This window comes from Pseudomonas sp. B20(2017), from assembly GCF_002113125.1.
In the GTDB taxonomy this organism is placed as follows: Bacteria; Pseudomonadota; Gammaproteobacteria; order Pseudomonadales; family Pseudomonadaceae; genus Aquipseudomonas.
This window is the reverse complement of record NZ_NEJP01000006.1, coordinates 84,402-104,875: the sequence shown is the minus strand read 5'-3', so window position 1 is coordinate 104,875 and position 20,474 is coordinate 84,402. Positions and strand designations below refer to the sequence as shown.

General features: G+C 61.2%; 17 protein-coding genes. 10 read left to right on the top strand and 7 right to left on the bottom strand.

What is annotated here, in order from left to right; translation table 11 throughout:
- Positions 1 to 155: 155 nt before the first annotated feature.
- Both CAF63_RS10655 and CAF63_RS10650 read left to right on the top strand, forming a co-directional pair.
- A complete protein-coding gene (locus tag CAF63_RS10655) occupies positions 156 to 1,769 on the top strand; it encodes a GMC family oxidoreductase (protein WP_085687815.1) in 1,614 nt (537 codons plus the stop codon).
- 123 nt (positions 1,770 to 1,892) lie between these two features.
- Positions 1,893 to 2,498, top strand: a complete 606-nt coding sequence (locus tag CAF63_RS10650; protein WP_085722083.1) for a DUF6338 family protein — start codon at positions 1,893 to 1,895, stop codon at positions 2,496 to 2,498.
- A gap of 142 nt (positions 2,499 to 2,640) precedes the next feature.
- Here CAF63_RS10650 and CAF63_RS10645 read toward each other — a convergent pair whose 3' ends face one another.
- Positions 2,641 to 3,540 carry a LysR substrate-binding domain-containing protein gene (locus tag CAF63_RS10645; RefSeq protein WP_085690243.1) on the bottom strand — a complete coding sequence of 300 codons (900 nt, stop codon included), beginning with the start codon at positions 3,538 to 3,540 and terminating at the stop codon, positions 2,641 to 2,643.
- 126 nt (positions 3,541 to 3,666) lie between these two features.
- On the opposite strand from CAF63_RS10645, the gene CAF63_RS10640 reads away from it, so the two are divergent.
- Complete coding sequence (locus CAF63_RS10640; RefSeq protein WP_085690245.1) at positions 3,667 to 5,034, top strand: MFS transporter; 1,368 nt, start codon at positions 3,667 to 3,669, stop codon at positions 5,032 to 5,034.
- Positions 5,035 to 5,058: 24 nt separating this feature from the next.
- Positions 5,059 to 6,333 (top strand): glucarate dehydratase family protein, encoded by a 1,275-nt coding sequence (locus CAF63_RS10635; RefSeq protein ID WP_085690247.1) that lies wholly within the window; start codon positions 5,059 to 5,061, stop codon positions 6,331 to 6,333.
- 106 nt (positions 6,334 to 6,439) lie between these two features.
- On the opposite strand, the gene CAF63_RS10630 is transcribed toward CAF63_RS10635, so the two are convergent.
- Complete coding sequence (locus CAF63_RS10630) at positions 6,440 to 7,324, bottom strand: LysR substrate-binding domain-containing protein (RefSeq protein ID WP_085690249.1); 885 nt, start codon at positions 7,322 to 7,324, stop codon at positions 6,440 to 6,442.
- Positions 7,325 to 7,483: 159 nt separating this feature from the next.
- Between CAF63_RS10630 and CAF63_RS10625 the strand changes: the two genes are divergently transcribed.
- Positions 7,484 to 10,513 (top strand): FAD-binding and (Fe-S)-binding domain-containing protein, encoded by a 3,030-nt coding sequence (locus CAF63_RS10625; protein WP_085690251.1) that lies wholly within the window; start codon positions 7,484 to 7,486, stop codon positions 10,511 to 10,513.
- A gap of 115 nt (positions 10,514 to 10,628) precedes the next feature.
- Positions 10,629 to 11,798, top strand: coding sequence for a DUF1624 domain-containing protein (locus CAF63_RS10620; RefSeq protein ID WP_085690351.1), 1,170 nt, complete (start codon positions 10,629 to 10,631; stop codon positions 11,796 to 11,798).
- Between the two features lie 6 nt (positions 11,799 to 11,804).
- On the opposite strand, the gene CAF63_RS10615 is transcribed toward CAF63_RS10620, so the two are convergent.
- A complete protein-coding gene (locus CAF63_RS10615; protein WP_085690253.1) occupies positions 11,805 to 12,710 on the bottom strand; it encodes a LysR family transcriptional regulator in 906 nt (301 codons plus the stop codon).
- A gap of 129 nt (positions 12,711 to 12,839) precedes the next feature.
- Here CAF63_RS10615 and CAF63_RS10610 point away from each other — a divergent pair, with 129 nt between their 5' ends.
- The gene (locus tag CAF63_RS10610) at positions 12,840 to 13,670 is read left to right on the top strand and encodes an oxidoreductase (protein WP_085690255.1); all 831 of its coding nucleotides are present in this window, start codon (positions 12,840 to 12,842) and stop codon (positions 13,668 to 13,670) included.
- Between the two features lie 120 nt (positions 13,671 to 13,790).
- Here the strand turns inward: CAF63_RS10610 and CAF63_RS10605 are convergent, their stop codons facing one another.
- Positions 13,791 to 15,182, bottom strand: coding sequence for an aldehyde dehydrogenase family protein (locus CAF63_RS10605; RefSeq protein ID WP_085690257.1), 1,392 nt, complete (start codon positions 15,180 to 15,182; stop codon positions 13,791 to 13,793).
- Between the two features lie 103 nt (positions 15,183 to 15,285).
- Between CAF63_RS10605 and CAF63_RS10600 the strand changes: the two genes are divergently transcribed.
- Both CAF63_RS10600 and CAF63_RS10595 read left to right on the top strand, forming a co-directional pair.
- Positions 15,286 to 16,167, top strand: coding sequence for a LysR family transcriptional regulator (locus tag CAF63_RS10600; protein ID WP_085690352.1), 882 nt, complete (start codon positions 15,286 to 15,288; stop codon positions 16,165 to 16,167).
- A gap of 88 nt (positions 16,168 to 16,255) precedes the next feature.
- A complete protein-coding gene (locus CAF63_RS10595; RefSeq protein WP_085690259.1) occupies positions 16,256 to 16,918 on the top strand; it encodes a M24 family metallopeptidase in 663 nt (220 codons plus the stop codon).
- 45 nt (positions 16,919 to 16,963) lie between these two features.
- Here the strand turns inward: CAF63_RS10595 and CAF63_RS10590 are convergent, their stop codons facing one another.
- Both CAF63_RS10590 and CAF63_RS10585 read right to left on the bottom strand, forming a co-directional pair.
- Positions 16,964 to 18,529, bottom strand: coding sequence for an aldehyde dehydrogenase (NADP(+)) (locus tag CAF63_RS10590; RefSeq protein WP_085690261.1), 1,566 nt, complete (start codon positions 18,527 to 18,529; stop codon positions 16,964 to 16,966).
- Positions 18,526 to 19,164 carry an isochorismatase family cysteine hydrolase gene (locus tag CAF63_RS10585; protein WP_085690263.1) on the bottom strand — a complete coding sequence of 213 codons (639 nt, stop codon included), beginning with the start codon at positions 19,162 to 19,164 and terminating at the stop codon, positions 18,526 to 18,528. Before CAF63_RS10585 ends, CAF63_RS10590 begins: the two co-directional genes overlap by 4 nt.
- Positions 19,165 to 19,263: 99 nt before the next feature.
- Between CAF63_RS10585 and CAF63_RS10580 the strand changes: the two genes are divergently transcribed.
- Entirely contained in the window at positions 19,264 to 19,761 is a 498-nt protein-coding gene (locus tag CAF63_RS10580) for a helix-turn-helix domain-containing protein (protein WP_085690265.1), read from the top strand.
- A 6-nt stretch (positions 19,762 to 19,767) separates the two neighbouring features.
- Here the strand turns inward: CAF63_RS10580 and CAF63_RS10575 are convergent, their stop codons facing one another.
- The gene (locus tag CAF63_RS10575) at positions 19,768 to 20,391 is read right to left on the bottom strand and encodes a glutathione S-transferase family protein (protein ID WP_085690267.1); all 624 of its coding nucleotides are present in this window, start codon (positions 20,389 to 20,391) and stop codon (positions 19,768 to 19,770) included.
- Positions 20,392 to 20,474: the final 83 nt, after the last annotated feature.

The window sequence follows — 20,474 nt, the reverse complement described above, 5'->3', positions numbered from 1 at the left end:
CAGAAGCCTATTGTGGGAGCGGGCTTGCTCGCGAAAGCGGTGTGTCAGGTTCACAAATGTCAGCTGACCAGGCGCCTTCGCGAGCAAGCCCGCTCCCACAGGGGGATCCCGTTGCTCATTCGAATTTTGTACAACGACTTACGCGGTAACCGTGCATGACATACGACTACATCATCGCTGGCGCAGGCGCCGCTGGCTGCGTGCTGGCCAACCGGCTTTCGGCCTCGGGCCAATACACGGTGCTGCTGCTGGAAGCGGGCGGCAAGGACAGTTCCCTGTGGTTCAGGATCCCGGTCGGCTTCGCCAAAATGTATTACAACCCGACCTTCAACTGGATGTACTACAGCCAGCCGCAGAAGCAGTTGGGCAATCGTGAAATCTACGCCCCGCGCGGCAAGGTCCAGGGCGGTTCGGGCTCGATCAACGCGATGATCTACGTGCGTGGCCAGGCCCATGACTTCAACGACTGGGCGGCCAACGGCAACGACGGCTGGGCCTTCAAGGATGTGCTGCCGTACTTCCGCAAACTGGAAAACCATCCGCTGGGCGACAGCGAATACCACGGCGGCAGCGGCCCGATCAGCATCACCCCGATGGCCGGCCAGACCCACCCGATCTGCGACGTGTTCCTCAAGGGCTGTGATGAACTCGGTTACCCGCGCAGCGACGATTTCAACGGGCCGAAATTCGAAGGCGCGGGCATCTACGACGTCAATACTCGCAACGGTCAGCGCAGCTCCAGCAGCTTCGCCCATTTGCACCCGGCGCTGAGCCGGCCGAACCTGGCGGTCGAGCATTACGCGCTGGTTGATCGAGTGCTGTTCGATGAAACTCAACAGCGCGCTACCGGTATTTCCATCACCCAGCATGGTGTGGCGCGGACCTTCACGGCGCGCAAGGAAGTGATCCTGTGCGCCGGTGCGGTCGACACGCCGAAGATCCTGCAACTGTCCGGCGTGGCCGATCGCGCCTTGTTGGCGAAGCATCAGATTCCTGTGGTCAAACACCTGCCGGCGGTGGGGCAAAACCTGCAGGATCACCTGTGCGTCAGCTACTACTATAAGGCCAATATTCCGACCCTGAACGATGAACTCAGCTCGCTGTTCGGTCAGTTCAAACTCGGCGTGAAATACCTGCTGACCCGCAAGGGCGCGCTGGCGATGAGTGTCAATCAGGCCGGCGGATTCTTCCGGGGGAATTCGGAACAGAGCCATCCGAACCTGCAGTTGTATTTCAACCCGTTGTCGTACCAGATTCCGAAAAACAACAAGGCCAGCCTCAAGCCCGAACCGTACTCAGGCTTCCTGCTGTGCTTCAACCCGTGCCGCCCGACCAGTCGCGGGCACATCACGATTGCCTCGAAAAATCCCCGTGATGCGGCGTTGATCGACCCGAATTACCTGAGCACGCAAAAGGACATCGACGAGGTGATCCAGGGCAGTCGCCTTATGCGCAAGATCATGGGCGCTCCTTCGTTGAAGGGCATCACGGTCGATGAAGTTCTGCCAGGGGCGGCAGTGGAAAGCGACGAGCAGATGCTCCAGTACTTCCGTGACAACTGCGGCTCGATCTATCACCTGTGCGGTTCCTGCGCGATGGGCACGGACGAGCAGAGTTCGGTAGTCGACAAACGCCTCAAGGTGCATGGCCTCGAGGGGTTGCGGATCGTCGATGCGTCGATCTTCCCCAACGTGACGTCAGGCAACACCCATGCGGCGGTGCTGATGGTGGCAGAGAAGGGCGCGGATCTGATTTTGCAGGACGCGTAATGCGCGGTGACAGTTGATCGCGGGCGATTATCCAGCGTGCACTAGGCTTTGCATGCCGGCCCATTACGGGCCGGCATTGCTGTTTCTGGAGGATTGTTTTTCTGATTCAAGGAGCGACCGGTCATGGATGATCTGGTGAAAGAAGTGATTCCGCTGTTGCAGTACCTGATCCCGGGGTTTGTCTCGACCTGGATTTTCTACACCCTGACGGCGTTCAAGCGGCCGGACACGTTCGGGCAGATTGTGCAGGCGCTGATTTTCACGTTTGTGATTCACGGGATGGTGCTGGGGGTTGGGGCGGTTTGTGTGTGGGTGGGGGAGAAGGGGTTTTCAGTAGGGAAGTGGGATGCGAAGGCTGAAGCGTGCTGGGCATTTTCTGCTTCGCTGGTTCTCGGATTATTCGCCTGTTCCCTGTCTGCCAATGGCAAGTTACATGGTTGGTTGCGCAGCAGAAACGTAACGAAACAATCTTCCTACCCCAGTCAATGGTTCAGCGCATTTGCGAAATATGATCGCGTCGTCACCCTGCATTTGGATGATGAAAGGCGCGTCCTGGGCTGGCCGGTGGACTGGCCGCCAGAGTCAACCAGCGGCCAGTTTGTGATGCAGTATCCCTGCTGGATCAACGAGGATGGAACGGAGGTGCCTATTAGCGCGGAATTTTTGCTGATAGATTCCACAAGGGTTAAATGGGTTGAATTCAGCCCTGTATCAGAGGGTTCATCATGACCGCCAGAGCATCACAACCAATACCGCCACATATAAAGCGTCTTTTTGTAGGACCGGACGGGAAACGGCTGGAGAAACCATTGATCCAGGCATCAAAGGCACCACCACCGCCGAAGTATCCTCCATATCCGCATACCCATTCCTAGCCCCATCCATCCTTCACCGCCCGGCGAATGCCCTCCAGCAGCATCGCAAACGCCGGGTTGTCGTTGTTTTCCCGCCAGATCAGATGCAGTTCGCTCTGCACCCCTTCGCCCAGGTCAATCTCGCGAAACACTACATTCTTGAACACCACGCTGGTCGCGCAACGCGGCACCAGCGCCAGGCCCATGCCCGCATTCACCAGCGCCAGAATCGTCAGCGAAGACCCCAGCCACTGCACGTAATCCGGAGCGACCCGGGCCGAGCGCAGCATGCCGGTCAGCAGTTCGTTGAACGGCGGATAGGCCGCGTGGGAATACATCAGGAACGGCTGCCCATCCAGGTCCTTCACTGAAACGTCGTCAGCCCCGGCCAGTCGATGGCCGCTCGGCACCGCCAGTACAAACGGCTCGCGCACCAGACATTCGGTGGCGTAACCCGGTTCCAGCAACGGCGCGCGGACGATGCCCAGGTCGATGCGCCGGGCGCGCAGGGCTTCGTGTTGCTGGTAGGTGTTCATTTCAGTCAGGTCGATCTTCACCTGCGGCTGCTTGAGCCGCGCCTCGGCGATGACCTTGGGCAGAAACTCGTACACCGCGCTGCCGACAAAACTGATGTTCACCGAACCAATATCACCCTCGGCAAAACGCCGGGCGGTGACGGCGGCCTGCTGCGCGCGCTCAAGCAGATTCTGCGCCTCGATGAAAAACGCTCGGCCAGCAGCCGTGAGCGCCACGCTGCGTGTGCTGCGGGTAAACAGTTCGACGCCCAGGTGATGTTCCAGCAACTGGATCTGCCGGCTCAGTGGCGGCTGGGTCATGTTCAGCCGCTCGGCGGCACGGCGGAAGTTGAGTTCGGTGGCGACGGTGGTGAAGCATCGCAGTTGGGTCAGCTCGAACATTGATCTAATCCAGGTATCAATCGAATGCCAAGTTAGATTAGACGGGATCAATTGTCCCGTCCATGATCGCTCTACGCCTCAAAGGCCACCGCTATCCCTACAAAAACAAAGAACGGGAGTCGCCCCTTGAATACCCTCCAGAGTCCGCCGGACATCACGGTACTCGCCCGCGCCGCCGCCAAGGTCAAGCGCCATGTGCTGCCGCTGTTCGTGGTGATGTTCATCGTCAACTACATTGACCGGGTCAACATCGGATTCGTGCGCAGTCATCTGGAAACCGATCTGGGTATCGGCGCTGCTGCCTATGGCCTTGGCGCCGGTCTGTTTTTCATCGGTTACGCCTTGTTTGAAGTGCCATCCAATATGCTTCTGCAACGCTACGGTGCCCGCGCCTGGCTGACGCGGATCATGTTCACCTGGGGCGCCGCGGCGATGGCCATGGCGTTCGTCAAGGGTGAAACCAGTTTCTACGTGTTGCGCTTCATCCTGGGCGCTGCCGAGGCCGGGTTCTTCCCGGGGATCATTTATTACTTCACCCAATGGCTGCCGGCCTCGGAACGCGGCAAGACCATGGCGGTATTTCTCAGCGGTTCGGCGATTGCATCAGTAATTTCCGGCCCGGTGTCCGGCGCGCTGTTGCACATCAGCGGTCTTGGCCTGCACGGCTGGCAGTGGATGTTCCTGATCGAAGGCGCCGCGTCGGTGGTGCTCTGCGGGTTTGTCTGGTTCTGGCTGCAATCCCATCCGCGCCAGGCCAAGTGGCTGAGCGAGGAGGAGCGTGAAGCGCTGGTGGCGGCAATCGCCGAGGAACAGCGCGCCCGCGAAGCAACTCACGTCGCCAGACCATCGATGTTCAAACTGTTGGCGGATCGACAGATCGCGCTGTTCTGCTTCATCTACTTCTCCATCGCTCTGACGATCTACGGCGCTACGTTCTGGCTGCCGAGCATGATCAAGAAAATGGGCAGCCTCGGCGACTTCCAGGTCGGGCTGCTCAACTCGGTGCCGTGGATCATTTCCATCGTCGCGATGTACGGCTTTGCGGCGCTGGCGGGCAAGTGGAAATTCCAGCAGGCGTGGGTCGCACTGACCCTGGTGATCGCCGCGTTCGGCATGTTCATGTCCACCACCGGCGGGCCGATTTTCGCTTTCGTCGCCATCTGTTTTGCGGCCATCGGCTTCAAGGCTGCTTCGGCACTGTTCTGGCCGATTCCGCAAAGCTATCTGGATGCGCGTATCGCGGCGGCAGTGATCGCGTTGATCAACTCCATCGGCAACCTCGGCGGCTTCGTTGCGCCGACCGCGTTCGGTTTTCTGGAACAGACCACCGGCTCCATCGAGGGCGGCCTGTATGGCCTGGCCGCGACTTCGCTGGTGGCGGCGGTAGTGATTTTCTTCGCCCGCATGGCGCCTGGCGCCAAAGGCAACACCCCGGCAAAGCCTGAACCCGAAACCGCCGTTGCGCCGACGGCCAACCCGGTGGCGAGCCACTGATTCCGACTCAACAGGAGCGTCATTTTGAAAATCACTCGCGTAACTGTCACTCCGATCGCTTTCCGTGATCCGCCGCTGCTCAACGCCAGTGGCATCCACGAACCGTTCGCCTTGCGCTCGATCATCGAGATCGAGAGCGACAACGGCTACATCGGCCTCGGCGAAAGCTATGGCGATGCCCCGGCGCTGGCGATCCAGCAACAGCTGCAGTCGCAGTTGATCGGCCTCGATCCGTTCAACCTCAATCAGCTGCGTCGGATCGTTCAGGCGACGGTCGCTGCCCAAAAAACGGCCAGTCTGGCCGGTGCTGAACTCGCCCCCGGTTCTCACGCCAGCAAGGCCGTGAGCAACGCGTATTCGGCGTTCGAAGTGGCGTTTCTCGACTTGCAGGCCCGTTACCTGAATGTGCCGTTGGTGGATCTGCTGGGCGGGGCGGTGCGTGATGAAGTGCCGTTCAGTGCCTACCTGTTTTTCAAGTACGCGCAGCACGTCGATTCACCGTACAAACCGGACAACTGGGGCGAGGCGCTGAACGAACAGCAGATCGTCGCCCAGGCCGCGAGAATGATCGAGGCCTATGGCTTCAAGAGCATCAAGCTCAAGGCCGGCACGCTGCCGCCGGAACATGAAGTGGCGTGCATCAAGGCGCTGAAGAAGGCCTTTCCTGGTTATCCGCTGCGCATCGATCCCAACGGCAACTGGTCGCTGGAAACCTCGATCCGCATGGCCGAATTGCTCGGTGATGATCTGCAATATTACGAAGACCCGACGCCGGGCCTCGAAGGGATGGCCGAGCTGCACAAACGCACCGGGTTGCCGCTGGCGACCAACATGGTGGTCACCGATTTCAACGAATTCCGCCGCAGCGTCGCGTTGAACAGCGTGCAGATTGTCCTCGCCGATCACCATTACTGGGGCGGTCTGCGCGACACCCAGACCCTGGCGAAAATGTGCGACACCTTCGGCCTCGGCGTGTCGATGCATTCCAACTCACACCTGGGCATCAGCCTGATGGCGATGGCTCACGTGGCGGCCGCCGTGCCGAATCTGGACTACGCCTGCGACACCCACTACCCGTGGCAGGAGCCGGATGAAGAAGTGATCAAGGGCGGCAAACTGCCGATCGTCGACGGCTGCGTGAAGATCACGCGTGCGCCGGGCCTGGGGTTGGAACTGGATCACGATCAACTGGGCAAGCTGCATGACCAGTACCTGACCTGCGGCATTCGCCAGCGCGATGATGTGCGGCAGATGCAGCGCTACAAACCTGACTGGAAAGCGGTGAAACCGCGGTTCTGAGTTCACCGATCTGGCGCCATCGCGAGCAGGCTCGCTCCCACATTGGAATATTGATCTCTGTGGGAGAGCCTGCTCGCGATGGCAATTGATCTGGCGATGTAGAGATTCAGAGCGTACGCATCAACCAGTCGCGAAACGCCTTCAACGACGCCAACGATTCATTGCGCGCCGGGTACACCAGGTAATAGCTGCGCCGGCTGCTGATCGGTTCGCCCAGTTGCAGCAGCTCGCCGTTGTGCAACTCATCCTCCACCAGAATCCTCGGCACCAGACCGATACCGATATTGGCGCGCACGGCCTGGATCAGGTGCGAGGTCATCTCGAAACTCGGGCCGATGCGCATGCTGCGATGGGGCAGGGCGTGATGACTGAACCACTCGGACCAGGCCTGAGCGTTGCTGCTGACGTTGAGCAGCAACTGCCCGGCGATGTCCTTGTCGGCAGCCAGACGTTCGGCATCGGACAGCTGCGTGCTGGCGATCACCACCAGTTCTTCGGTGTGCAGACGATGCGCGGTCAGCCCCGGCCAGTCACCGCCGCCGACGCAAATTGCCGCGTCGATTTCGCTGGTGTCGAAGTCGATGGTTTCGATGCGTGAATGCAGGTGCACGGTCATGCCGGGGTGCGCGGTGTAGAAATCCTTCAGGCGCGGCAACAGCCATTTCGAGCCGAAGGTTGGCAGGGTCGCCAGGCGCAGGCTGTGAATGCCTGAGCCAAACGCCATGGCCTGCAACGTCGCGCTGCGGATCTGGCCGAGGGCTTCGGACAGTTCGCGCTGATACATGCGTCCGACGTCGGTAAGGATCACCCGCCGGCCTTCACGGCTGAACAGGCGCATGCCGAGCATCTTTTCCAGAATCTGCACCTGACGACTGACCGCGCTTTGGGTCAGCGACAGTTCGTGGGCGGCGCGGGTGTAGCTTTCATGGCGCGCGGCGGCTTCAAATGCCAGCAGCAACGACATCGAGGGAGTGAGAGTTCGCGGATTCATTCGTTTTAGTCATGGATTGCGGGTCGATTTTACGGTTGTCCCAGCGTCGCTCTGCAATGAATATAAGGCCTATGAGATGGCGGGAGCGTGACGTAATCATTCATTGCGCACAACTGTTCACCGCCACACGGCCCGTTTTTGACCGAGATTGCCCTTCCGATGATTGCCCAGCTGTCGCCTTCCACTGCGTTGAACACCGATTACCAGCAGTTTCTCAAAGCCCTTGAAGCCGGCGGTTTTCGTGGCGAAATCAGTGCCGACTACGCCAGCCGCGTAGTGCTGGCCACGGACAACTCGATCTATCAGCGCTTGCCGCAAGCGGCGGTGTTTCCGCGCGACGCCGACGACGTGGCGCTGCTCGCGCGCCTGATCGCCGAGCCGGCTTACCAGAAAGTCGTGATCACCCCTCGCGGTGGCGGCACTGGCACCAACGGCCAGTCGTTGACCGACGGCATCGTCGTCGATCTGTCGCGGCACATGAACCGTATTCTTGAAATCAACGTTGAACAGCGTTGGGTACGGGTGCAGGCCGGTGTGGTGAAGGATCAACTGAACGCCGCGCTGAAATCCGCCGGGCTGTTTTTCGCCCCGGAACTGTCGACTTCGAACCGTGCAACCGTCGGCGGCATGATCAACACCGACGCCAGCGGCCAGGGCAGTTGCACTTACGGCAAGACCCGCGACCACGTGCTGGAGCTGCACATGGTCCTGCGTGGTGGCGAGCGTTTGCACGGCCGCCCACTGGAAGATAGCGAGCTGGCAGCGGAGTGCGCCCGCGAGGGCCGGGCCGGCGAGGTGTATCGCTGTGCGCGGCAGATCATCGATGAGCAGGGCGAACTGATCCGGGAAACCTTCCCCGACCTCAACCGCTGCCTGACCGGCTACGATTTGGCGCACCTGCGCGAAGCCGACAACCGTTTCAACCTCAACAGCGTGCTGTGCGGCGCTGAAGGTTCGCTGGGGTTTGTGGTCGAGGCCAAGCTCAACGTGTTGCCGATCCCCAAGCACACGATGCTGGTGAACATTCGCTACGCCGGCTTCATGGATGCCTTGCGCGATGCCCGCGCGTTGATGGCGCTCAAGCCATTGTCGATCGAAACCGTCGACTCCAAAGTGCTGTTGCTGGCGATGCAGGACATCGTCTGGCATGGCGTCGCCGAATACTTCCCGGAAAGCGCCGAGCGGCCGACGCTGGGGATCAACCTGGTGGAATTCTGCGGCGACGATCCCGAGGAGTTGCAAGGCCGGGTCGAGGCTTTTGTCCAGCACCTGGGCACCGACGCCACGGTCGAGCGCCTGGGCCATACGCTGGCCGTCGGGCATGCGGCGGTTAACCGCGTTTATGGCATGCGCAAACGCGCGGTGGGGTTGCTCGGCAACGTCGCCGGTGAAGCGCGGCCGCAGCCGTTTGTCGAAGACACTGCCGTGCCGCCGCAGCATCTGGCCGAGTACATCGCCGAACTGCGCGAGCTGCTCGACAGCCATAAGCTGCAATACGGCATGTTCGGCCACGTCGATGCCGGCGTGCTGCACGTGCGGCCGATTCTCGACATGAAGGACCCGCAACAAGCCGCGCTGGTGCGCCCGGTGTCGGACGGCGTCGCTGCGCTGACCCAGCGTTACGGCGGTCTGTTGTGGGGCGAGCACGGCAAGGGCCTGCGCTCGGAATACGCGCCGGCCTTTTTCGGCGCGTTGTACCCGGCGCTGCAAGCCTTGAAGGCGGCGTTCGATCCGTTCAACCAGTTCAATCCGGGCAAGATCGCCACACCGAATATTCCCGGTGCGGCATTGCTGAAAATCGACGAAGTGACCCTGCGCGGCGAACTGGACCGACAGATCGACGAGAAAGTCTGGCAGGACTACGGCGCGGCCATGCACTGCAACGGCAACGGCGCCTGCTACAACTTCGATCCCGACGATGCGATGTGCCCGTCGTGGAAAGCCACTCGCCAGCGCGCGCAGTCGCCCAAGGGCCGCGCCTCGCTGATTCGTGAATGGCTGCGTTTGCAGGGCGAGGCGGGTGTTGATGTATTGGCCGATGCCAGCCGTCGTCCGCCGTTTTTCAGCACTTTGCTGCAGCGTTGGCGCAACAGCCGTGCGCAGGAAAAGGACTTCTCACATGAGGTTTATGACGCCATGGCCGGCTGCCTGGCGTGCAAATCCTGCGCGGGGCAGTGCCCGGTGAAGGTCAACGTGCCGGACTTCCGCTCGCGGTTTCTCGAGCTGTACCACACCCGTTACCTGCGGCCGGCGCGGGATTATCTGATTGCCTCGCTGGAGTACACGATTCCGTACATGGCGCGGATTCCGTTGCTCTACAACGGCTTGATGGGCGCCTCGTTCAGCCGGCGCTTGATCGAGCGTCTTGGCGGCATGGTCGATGTGCCGTTGCTCAGTCGTTTCGATTTCCATGCGGCGATGCGCCGCTGGCAGGTTCAGCCGGCGTCGGTCGACGTGTTGTCGGTGCTGACCCAGGCGCAACGCGAGCGTAGCGTGGTCCTGGTGCAGGATGCATTCACCCGGTATTTCGAGGCACCGTTGCTGGCGGATCTGATCGAGCTGATTTCGCGTCTCGGCTATCAGGTTTATCTGGCGCCGTTCAGCGCCAACGGCAAGCCGCTGCATGTGCAGGGTTTCCTGTCGGCATTCAATCGCGCGGCGTTGCGCAATGCCGGGCAATTGCGCGCACTGGCCGAGATCGGCGTGCCGTTGGTGGGACTCGACCCGGCGATGACGCTGGTTTATCGCCAGGAATATCTGAAAGTGCCCGGGATGGAGAAATGTCCGGAGGTGGCGCTGGTGCAGGAGTGGTTGCTCAAGGTCATGCCGGAGCAAACCGATCAGCGCCGCGCCGAACCCTTCCGCCTGCTGGCCCACTGCACCGAAAAAACCAACGCCCCGGCCGCCACCCGGCAATGGGAACAGGTGTTCGAACGTGTCGGCCTCAAGCTGGCGACCCAGGCCACCGGCTGCTGTGGCATGTCCGGCACTTACGGACATGAAGCGCGCAATCGCGAGACGTCGGCGGTGATCTACGAACAATCCTGGGCGAAGCACATCGAGGCGCCGGCGGAGAAGGGCGAGGCGCTGGCCACCGGCTATTCCTGCCGCAGTCAGGTCAAGCGCCAGGCCGATCAACAGCTGCGTCATCCGTTGCAGGTCGTGCTGGAAATCCTGCGCACTGCGTGATCGCTGTTTGAGAACCGCTAGCGATTGGATCGGTTTTTCATGTTATAAGGTAACGCAAATTATGCGGCCGCTTTCGGGCGGTCGCATCGATCAACCTTTCGATTGCGATACCTCCATGACGATTGCGGTTCCCCGTTCTGCCCTCTCGGCCACTGGCCGGTTGCTGTCCATTGATGCACTGCGTGGCCTGGTGATTCTGTTCATGTTGCTGGACCACGTGCGCGAAACCTTTCTGCTACATCGCCAGGTGACCGACCCGATGGACATCGCCAGCACCGAGCCGGCGCTGTTCTTCAGCCGCACTTTGGCGCATCTGTGCGCGCCGGTGTTTGTGCTCCTGACCGGGTTGTCGGCGTGGCTGTTCGGCGAGAAGTACGACGGCAAGGCTGATGTCAGTGCCTTCCTGTTCAAGCGCGGACTGTTTCTGGTGGCGCTCGAATTTACCCTGGTGAATTTCGCCTGGACGTTCCAGCTGCCACCGACCGTGATCTACCTGCAAGTGATCTGGGCGATCGGCCTGAGCATGATCGCGCTGTCGCTGCTGGTCTGGCTGCCACGCTGGCTGCTGTTGACGCTGAGCCTGGCGATCATCACCGGGCACAACCTGCTCGACGGACTGCACTTTGGAACCGAGTCGGCACTGCACGTACCGTGGGCGATCCTGCATGACCGCGGCTGGATCGAGGTGGGCGAGACCTTGCGTCTGCGCACCTCGTATCCGTTGTTGCCGTGGATCGGCGTGATCGGGTTGGGTTACGCGCTGGGGCCGTGGTTCGCTCGTGCGGCCGATGCCGGGGTGCGTCAGCGCCGTTTGTTGATCGGTGGCATCACTGGTTTGCTGGGCTTTGTGGCACTGCGGCTGGTCAACGGTTACGGCGAGAAACCCTGGGCCTTCGGTGACAGCGGCCTGCAAACCCTGATGAGCTTTTTCAACATCACCAAATACCCGCCGTCGCTGTTGTTCATCACCTTGACGGTGAGTGCGGGGCTGCTGCTGTTGCTGGTGTTCGAGCGCGCGCAGGATCGGCGCTGGATTCGCTGGCTGACGGTGTTCGGTTCGGCGCCGATGTTTTTCTACCTGCTGCACCTGTATGCGCTGAAGGTGTTGTACCTGATTGGCGTGGCGCTGTTCGGGCTCAATCAGGGCACGTATTTCGGTTTCTCGTCGGTGACGGCGGTGTGGCTGGCGGCGGTGGTGCTGGCGGTCGCGTTGTTCCCGGCCGTGCGCTGGTTTTCGGCACTGAAGGCCCGGCGTCGCGACATTGCCTGGCTGAAGTATCTGTAGAACGGCTCAGCCCGTTTTGCCATCGCGGGCATGGCGGGCGAAGTCGATAAACGCCTTGAGCGGCGCCGGTACGTGGCGTCGGCTCGGGTAGTACAGGTGGAGGCCGGGATAGTATGGGCACCAGTCCGCCAGTACCTGCACCAGCCGTCCGCTCGCCAAATGTTCGCGGGCCATGTCCTCGAATACATAGGCCAGTCCCAAGCCCTGCAACGCGGGGCCGATCATCAGGCTGACATCGCCCAGGGTCAGCGAGCCGTTGACCTCGATTTCCTGAGCGATGCCGCCACGCTCGAATTCCCAGCGATACAGCGCGCCGCTGGGAAACCGGTGACGGATGCAGGGCAGTGCATGCAGATCCTCCGGCTTTTGCGGCGCGGCGTGCCGTTCGAAAAACGCCGGTGAAGCAACCACCACCGAGCGCAAGGTCGGCCCGATCGGCAGTGACACCATGTCCGCCTCCAGCCGATTGCCGAACCGCACCCCGGCATCAAAACCGGCGGCGACGATATCCAGCAGCGCATCGCTTTCGACCACTTCCAGGCGGATGTCCGGATAGGCCTGCAGAAATGCTCCGGCAATCGGCAGCAGCACCAGTTCGCAAGCCTGACGTCCGGCAGTGATGCGCAGGTTGCCGGAAGGTTTGTCGCGAAAGTGATTGAGGTCTTCGAGGGCGTCGTCGATGTCGCGAAACGCCGGTTTCAGCCGCGCATACAACCGTTCGCCCGCCTCGGTCAGCGCCACGCTGCGGGTGGTGCGATTGAACAGGCGCACGCCGAGGCGATTTTCCAGCGCTCGCAATGAATGGCTCAGGGCTGACGGTGTCAGGCCCAGATCCACCGCCGCACGGCTGAAATTCAAATGTTGGGCAATGCACAGAAAGATCGATAGATCCGCCGTGGAAGGGTTTTTCATTTGTGAACACCTTTCACAAAGTCATGCAAATTTGTTGGGATTATCACATCAGTAGCACGGCTTTAAAGTCGACTCAACTCATCAAGAAGGCCCGGCAATCTCGCAGGGTCACCGACAGGAGGAGTTGATATGCGTACCTGGCTGATTACCGGAGCTTCCCGTGGTTTTGGCACCCTCATCGCCGAGCAGGCCCTGCGTGCCGGTGACGCGGTGATTGCTACTGCCCGCAACCCGCAAGACATCACCGACCGCCTCGGCGATCACCCGAATCTGCTGGCGGTGCGCCTGGATGTCACCCGCGAAGAGGAAGCCCACCAAGCGGTGGCAGAAGGCATCAAGCGCTTCGGTCGCATCGACGTGCTGATCAACAATGCCGGTTTCGGCGTGTTGGGCGCCGTTGAAGAAACCAGCGCCAGCGAAACCGAGCGCCTGTTCGCCACCAACGTGTTCGGCCTGCTCAACGTCACCCGCGCCGTGCTGCCACACATGCGCGGCCAGCGCAGCGGGCGGGTCATCAACATCTCGTCGATTGGTGGTTATCAGGCGTACATGGGTTGGGGTGTCTACGGCTCGACCAAGTTCGCAGTGGAAGGAATCAGCGAAGCACTGCATCAGGAACTGGCACCGCTTGGCATTCATGCCACGGTGGTCGAACCGGGCTTCTTCCGCACCGACTTCCTCGACGAGCAATCGCTGGTCAAGACTGCGCTTGTACTGCCGGACTACGACGAAACCGTCGGCAAGATGCGCACGTTTGCCGAAGCGGCCAACCATGCGCAACCGGGCGATCCTCAGAAGTTTGCCGAAGCGATGCTGGTGCTGGTGAACGCGCCGAACCCGCCGCAACGGCTGGCGCTGGGCAGCGACACGGTTGCACGGATCGAGGCGAAGAACCGCTTGGTGGCGAAGGAGTTGGCCGAATGGAATGAGTTGTCGCTGTCCACCGACTTCAAGGATTGAAACAAGACCTGTGGGAGCGGGCTTGCCCGCGAAGGCGGAGTGTCAGGCACCTTAAACTGAGACTGACACTCCCTCTTCGCGGGCAAGCCCGCTCCCACAGGGTTTATCGGATCGACCGGATCAGCGGCGATCCAGCCACACCGTCTGCGCATTGCAGAACTCGCGAACGCCGAAGTGCGACAGCTCGCGGCCGAAACCGCTTTTCTTCACGCCGCCGAAGGTCACGCGCGGGTCGCTGGCGGAGTAGCCGTTGATGAACACGCCGCCGGTTTCCAGTTCGCTGGTCAGTTGCTGGGCCAGGGCGACGTTGGCGGTGTAGATCGTTGCAGTCAGACCGAACTCGCTGTCGTTTGCCAGGGCCACGGCGTGGGCGCAGTCGCGGGCGGTGATGATCGATGCTACCGGGCCGAACAGTTCCTGCTTGAACGAGGTCATACGGTCGGTGACGTCGGCCAGTACGGTCGGCTCGTAGTAGTTGCCGGGCCCCTGGGCCTTGCCGCCGCCGAGCAGCAGGGTGGCGCCTTCTTCGAGGGTGGCGCGCACTTGTTGGTCGAGTTCGTCACGCAGGTCGAAACGGGCCATCGGGCCGATGTAGTTGTCGGCGGACAACGGATCGCCCATCTTCAACTGGCGGGTGGCTTCGACGAACTTGCGGGTGAACTCTTCAACCACGCCTTCTTCGATGATCAGGCGTTTGGCGGCGGCGCAGACCTGCCCTGAGTTCTGGTAACGACCGATGACTGCCGCTTGCACGGCTTCATCAATATCGGCGTCGTTGAGCACGATGAACGGATCGGAACCGCCCAGTTCCAGCACGCACTTCTTCAGCGCGGCACCGGCCTGTGCGCCGATGGCCATGCCGGCGCGAACGCTGCCGGTCAGGGTTACGGCGGCAATGCGCGGGTCAGCAATGGCGGTGGACACGCCTTCCGGAGTGACGTTGAGCACTTCAAACACGCCATCGGCAAAACCGGCGCGGGTGAACGCGTCGCGCAACAGATAGGCGCTGCCCATCACATTCGGCGCATGCTTGAGCACGTAAGTATTGCCGGCGATCAGCGCCGGGACGGCGCCGCGCAGCACTTGCCAGATCGGGAAGTTCCACGGCATCACGGCGAGGATCGGGCCGAGCGGACGGTATTCGATGCGCGCCTTGCCGCCTTCGACCAGGGTCGCTTCGGCGTTGAGCATGGCCGGGCCGTGTTCGGCGTACCACTCGCAGAGCTTGGCGCATTTCTCGATTTCGCCACGGGCCTGGGCGATCGGCTTGCCCATTTCCCGGGTGATCATGGTCGCCATGGCTTCGCTGCTGTCACGCAGAGCGCCGGCCAGGGCGGTCAGGGCGCGGGAGCGGTCTTGCAATGGCTTGCGTTTCCACTTGCCGAAACCGAACGCGGCACGGGTCAGCGCGGCGTCGAGGGCCTCGGCGGATTCGAAAGCGTAGTGACCGATCTGCTCGCCGGTGGCGGGGTTGATCGAGATGGCGTGGGTCTGGCTGGAAATCGGGCTCATGGCATCGTCCTGCGAGGTCAGTGGATGCGCTCAGAGTAGGCTGGTGTTTGTTTTCTGGAAACTGAATAATAAAGATCGTTTCTTTCACGATTGGAGAATGGCTGTGGATCTGGTGCAACTGGAAATCTTCAAGGCCGTTGCCGAGCACGGCAGCATCAGCGCGGCGGCGGCGCAGATCCACCGCGTGCCGTCGAACCTGACGACCCGCATCAAGCAGCTGGAAGAGGATCTGGGCGTCGATCTGTTCATCCGCGAGAAAAGCCGCTTGCGCCTGTCGCCGGCGGGCTGGAGTTTTCTCGAGTACGCACGGCGGATTCTCGACCTGGTACAGGAAGCGCGCGCCACGGTAGCCGGTGAAGAACCGCAAGGCGCGTTCCCGCTGGGCTCGCTGGAAAGCACGGCGGCGGTGCGCATTCCCGGTTTGCTGGCGACCTACAACCAGCAACATCCTAAGGTCGATCTGGATCTGTCGACCGGGCCGTCCGGGACGATGATCGACGGTGTGCTTTCCGGGCGCCTGGCGGCCGCGTTCGTCGACGGTCCGGTCCTGCACCCGGCGCTGGAAGGCATCCCGGCGTTCGAAGAAGAAATGGTCATCATCTCGCCGCTTCATCACGGGCCGATCCAGCGCGCTGCGGACGTGAACGGCGAGAACATCTATGCTTTCCGCTCGAACTGCTCCTACCGCCATCACTTCGAAAAATGGTTCAGCACCGACGCTGCGGTGCCCGGCAAGATCTTCGAAATGGAGTCTTATCACGGCATGCTCGCCTGCGTCAGTGCGGGCGCCGGCCTGGCCCTGATGCCGCGCAGCATGCTGCAAAGCATGCCCGGCTGCGCGACGGTGAGCGTATGGCCGCTGGCGTCGGAGTTCCGCTATCTGACGACGTGGCTGGTATGGCGGCGGGGTACGGTTTCGCGCAGTCTGAGCATGTTTGTGCGCTTGCTGGAAGAGCGCGGTGTGGTGCGTGCAGAAGAGAATTGACACTTTGTGTCATGGTTGTATCTTAGGCGTCCTGTTTCGCAATATAAAAAACTATACAGCGCAAGCGATTAGCCAGAAGGAATCAGCGATGACCACAGCCCTGAGCGGAAAAGAAGCGGTAGGTGAGCGTTTTGTCCTGGAAACCATGCGCCACGCCCAGCAGTGGACCTGGAAGGCCGTGGACGAGATTGCCAAGGTGATCAAACCCGGGATGCGCGAGTCGGAAGCCCATGCACGGGGCAAGGAAATTCTCGTCGAACTGGGCATGGACCGGATCTGGCATCCGCTGCTGATCCGCTTCGGCGCCAACACGCTGAAGACCTTCAAGGAGCGTTCCGACGGCGATCCAGTGCTGGGCGAGAACGACATTTTCTTCATCGACATGGGCGTGGTCTGGGAAGGGCACGAAGGCGATGCCGGGGCGACGTTCGTGACCGGTTCCGATCCGCAAATGATCGCTTGCGCGGCGGCCTCCAAAGAGCTCTTCGACAAGGTCGAGGCCTTTTGGCGTCAGGGCGTAACGGGTGTCGAACTTTACCGCTACGCCACTGATCAGGCCGAGGCCATGGGCTGGAAATTGAACCTGGACATCAAGGGCCACCGGGTCAGCGATTTTCCTCATGCGATTTATCGCGGTGGCAATCTGGGAGATTTCGATCAGGCGCCGAATGCCGGTGTGTGGATTCTGGAAATCCAGATTGAACACCCTGAGCTTCCGTACGGTGCTTTCTATGAAGACCTGCTCATTTGATTGAAAAGCTTGCCCGGTTCGGTGATTTGCCGAACCGGGCATTTTTTATTGGCCGTCGATGCTGCGGGGCAGGTCGAGTGGATTACCGTCGCGCAATACCTCCGGCAGCAACGCATCGGGAAAGCCCTGATACGCCACCGGCCGCAAAAAGCGCTCGATCGAGGTCATGCCGACCGAAGTGAAGCGACTGTCCGATGTGGCCGGGAACGGCCCGCCGTGTACGGTGGCGAAGGTCACTTCCTGCGGATGAGCAAAGGCGTTGACCACAATGCGTCCGGTGCGGCGCTCGAGGATCGGCAGCAGACGCCGGGCCAGATCCAGATCGCGGTCTTCAAGGTGAATGGCTGCGCTCAGTTGACCCTTGAACGATCGGGCGACCGCCAGCAACTCTTCATCATCCCTGACTGTTACCAACAGAGCGGCCGGGCCGAACACCTCGTGGGCCAGTGCCGGCTCGCTGAGGAGGCGTTGGCCGTTAACTTCCAGCAGTGCCGAGCGTCCCTCAAATTGACCATCCGCCGGTGCGCCGACCGCCACCAGATTCGCCCCCACGCTTTCCATCGCCACCAGGCCTTTGACGTATGAACCGTGAATCCCCGGCGTCAGCATCGTACGCGCCGGCGCTTCGCTGACCCGCTTGATCATGGCGCTACGTAGCGCTTGCAGACCTTCGCCTTCGACCGCAATCAGAATCGACGGACACAGACAGGCCTGACCGACGTTGACCAGCATCCGCTCGATAAATCCGTCGCCGATCTTGTCGCCACGTGCGGACAGCGCTGCGGGCAAGATGAACGTCGGATTGACGCTGGTCATTTCGGTGAAAACCGGAATCGGATCAGGCCGCAACTGCGCGCGGCGATAAAGCGCCATGCCGCCCAGCTCCGAGCCGGTGAACGTCACCGCTTTAATCAAAGGATGATCGACCAGTGCCTCACCGATGGCATTGCTGCCACCGCGCACCATCGAAAAAACACCCTCGTGGAGGCCATGCATCTGCACCGCTTTGCGGATAGCGCGAGCCTGAATTTCCGAGGCCCCGGGATGCGCGTTGTGCGCCTTGAGAATCACCGTCGCACCGGCCGCGAGTGCCGACGCGGTGTCACCGCCGGCCACCGAATAGGAGATCGGAAAGTTGCTCGCACCGAAGATCGCCACCGGGCCGATGGCGACTTTCTGCAGGCGATGATCCATCCGTGGTCGCGGCTGGCGATCAGGTTGCGCCGGGTCTATCGCCAGTTGCAGAAAGCGCCCCTTGCGCACCACCTCGGCGAACTGACGGAACTGGGTCGCGGCCCGGGCGGCTTCGCCTTCGAGCTGCGCCTGAGGCAGACCGGTTTCAAGTGCGGCGCGGGCTGCAAGCTCCTCGCGCACGGCGTCGAGGTTGTCGGCGATGCTTTCCAGAAACGCCGCACGTTCGGCCGGCGAAGTGTGGCTGTAGCTGTCGAAGGCCGCGTCGGCGAGGGTTGCCGCCTGATCGACCTGCGCCGTACCGCCGAAGGCGAATTCCGGTTCGATCAGCGAGTTGGTCGCCGGATTCAGCGCCTTCATCGTGCCCTCGGTGGCGGGCACGTCAGCGGCGCCGATCAGCAGGTGGCCGCTCAGACTCATTTCGCGTCACCCTGCGACTGAAGATTGGCGATCAGTTCGTCTGTGGTAGTGATGGCATGGGCGAACGTCGGGCCGTTGAGTTCGTGGGCGGCGTGCATCATTTCCTCTTTGAACGCGGCGGTGGCATCGCGCACCAGCGTGACGTGATAGCCGAGTTCCGATGCATAGCGCGCAGTGGCTTCGATGCAGGTATTGGCCAGCAGGCCGACGATGATTACGTGGGTGATGCCTTGCTGTTTCAGCCGAAAATCCAGGTCGGTATTGGCGAAGCCGCTGGAGCCCCAGTGTTCCTGAACCACGATGTCGCCGTCCTTCGGCGCAAAATCAGGATGCCATTCACCGCCCCATTCGCCGCGCGCAAAGTGGTGCATGTGCATGATTTTGCATTGGGTCGGACTTGGGTGATCCCAGTTCTCGTAGTCGCCTTTGACCCAGCGATGATGGGGTACGATGACGACCGGAATCGGCAGTGCCCGTACGGCACGATCGAGTTTGCGCAGGTTGTCGAGCAGGCCGTTCTGCTCGGCCATTGGCTTGATCAGCGGAAAGATCTTGCCGCCGTCGGAGAGAAAATCGTTGTACGGATCGACCAGCAGGTAGGCGGTTCTGTCGAGCGGATAGAGAGGTTTCGACATGACGATGTACTCCGGCAATGAGAGTGATCGATGCTCAGGGCTTGTTCCCGCATCTTGTCGATATGATAATCATAGTAACTGTGAAAGAGGCAAGCCCTGATGGCTGTAAACGATAGTCTTCCCGATACGCTGTGCCCGATTTCCCGGGCCGAGGCGATCGTCGGCGACCGCTGGACGGTGCTGGTTTTGCGCGAATTGTTCATGGGCAGCCATCGCTACGACGAGATCCTGGCCCAGACCGGCGGTACGCCGCAGATGGTTGCCGCCCGTCTGAAAAGCCTGGAGGCGGACGGGCTGGTCGAGCGCCGCTTGTACAACGAGCGGCCAAAACGCTACGAGTACCACCTCACCGCAAAAGGCGAGGCGTTTTACCCGGTGGTGATTGCGTTACGCGCCTGGGGCGAAACCTGGTGCAAGTCGCCGGAGGAAGGGCTGGCCGTGAACATGACCCACAAGACCTGCAACCACAGCGCGGGCCTTGGGCCGTTGTGCGATCACTGCGGTGAAGTGTTGCGTCGTGAGGATCTGATCAGCCAGCCGCAGGAGGCATACGCCGCCGAACGACAGGCGCGGCGTGAGGCGTTCAAAAACAGATGACCGGCATCACGGGGTGCCGTTGCGTCCGTGCAACCGGTAAGCGGGGCGCTGGCTCAAGCGTTCGTAATAATCGCTCACCGCCGGCAGATTTGGATGTTCCAGCGGCGTCTCGAACCAGCGATTGACCGACAGGCCGATAGGGATGTCGGCGAGGGAAAACTGCTCGCCGCTGACATAGGCGCCGGTTTTTTGCAGCTGCCGGTCGAGGATCTCCATGTGCCTTGTCCACTCCCGGCAACCGGTCGCAAGAGCAACGCTGTCCTGATGCGAGGGTGACTTGCGCACCAGCGACATGAACGCGTAAGACCAGGATTTGTTCAACTCCGAAGCCTGCCAGTCGATCCATTGATCCACCCGCGCTCGGGCGCGTGCCTCGCTTGGGTAAAGTTGTTCGCCGGCATAACGCGACGCCAGATAGCGAATGATCGAGTTCGACTCCCACAGCGTGAAGTCATCGTCCTGAATCACCGGCACCATCGCGCAGGGATTGAGTGCGAGGAACTCCGGCGTCGACGTCGATTGAAAACCTGAGCCCCAGTCCTCGCGTTCGAAGGGAAGGTTCAGTTCAGCACAGGCCCACAGCACTTTGCGCACATTGATCGATGAGGCTTTGCCCAGAATTCGCAGCATTGGATTTCCATCTCCGGTTGTCGTCGGGCGTAAAGAAATAGCACAACGCAAAGCAGAAGGCCCGCACAGGGCGGACCTTGGTG

What these genes read in the sequence shown, in the direction of transcription:
- CAF63_RS10580 (WP_085690265.1), top strand. Translation starts at nt 19,264, where the DNA reads ATGGCTGTAAACGATAGTCTTCCCGATACGCTGTGCCCGATTTCCCGG.
- CAF63_RS10630 (WP_085690249.1), bottom strand. Translation starts at nt 7,324, where the DNA reads ATGAATCCGCGAACTCTCACTCCCTCGATGTCGTTGCTGCTGGCATTT.
- CAF63_RS10645 (WP_085690243.1), bottom strand. Translation starts at nt 3,540, where the DNA reads ATGTTCGAGCTGACCCAACTGCGATGCTTCACCACCGTCGCCACCGAA.
- CAF63_RS10615 (WP_085690253.1), bottom strand. Translation starts at nt 12,710, where the DNA reads ATGAAAAACCCTTCCACGGCGGATCTATCGATCTTTCTGTGCATTGCC.
- CAF63_RS10585 (WP_085690263.1), bottom strand. Translation starts at nt 19,164, where the DNA reads ATGTCGAAACCTCTCTATCCGCTCGACAGAACCGCCTACCTGCTGGTC.
- CAF63_RS10625 (WP_085690251.1), top strand. Translation starts at nt 7,484, where the DNA reads ATGATTGCCCAGCTGTCGCCTTCCACTGCGTTGAACACCGATTACCAG.
- CAF63_RS10605 (WP_085690257.1), bottom strand. Translation starts at nt 15,182, where the DNA reads ATGAGCCCGATTTCCAGCCAGACCCACGCCATCTCGATCAACCCCGCC.
- CAF63_RS10595 (WP_085690259.1), top strand. Translation starts at nt 16,256, where the DNA reads ATGACCACAGCCCTGAGCGGAAAAGAAGCGGTAGGTGAGCGTTTTGTC.
- CAF63_RS10590 (WP_085690261.1), bottom strand. Translation starts at nt 18,529, where the DNA reads ATGAGTCTGAGCGGCCACCTGCTGATCGGCGCCGCTGACGTGCCCGCC.
- CAF63_RS10620 (WP_085690351.1), top strand. Translation starts at nt 10,629, where the DNA reads ATGACGATTGCGGTTCCCCGTTCTGCCCTCTCGGCCACTGGCCGGTTG.
- CAF63_RS10655 (WP_085687815.1), top strand. Translation starts at nt 156, where the DNA reads ATGACATACGACTACATCATCGCTGGCGCAGGCGCCGCTGGCTGCGTG.
- CAF63_RS10575 (WP_085690267.1), bottom strand. Translation starts at nt 20,391, where the DNA reads ATGCTGCGAATTCTGGGCAAAGCCTCATCGATCAATGTGCGCAAAGTG.
- CAF63_RS10650 (WP_085722083.1), top strand. Translation starts at nt 1,893, where the DNA reads ATGGATGATCTGGTGAAAGAAGTGATTCCGCTGTTGCAGTACCTGATC.
- CAF63_RS10610 (WP_085690255.1), top strand. Translation starts at nt 12,840, where the DNA reads ATGCGTACCTGGCTGATTACCGGAGCTTCCCGTGGTTTTGGCACCCTC.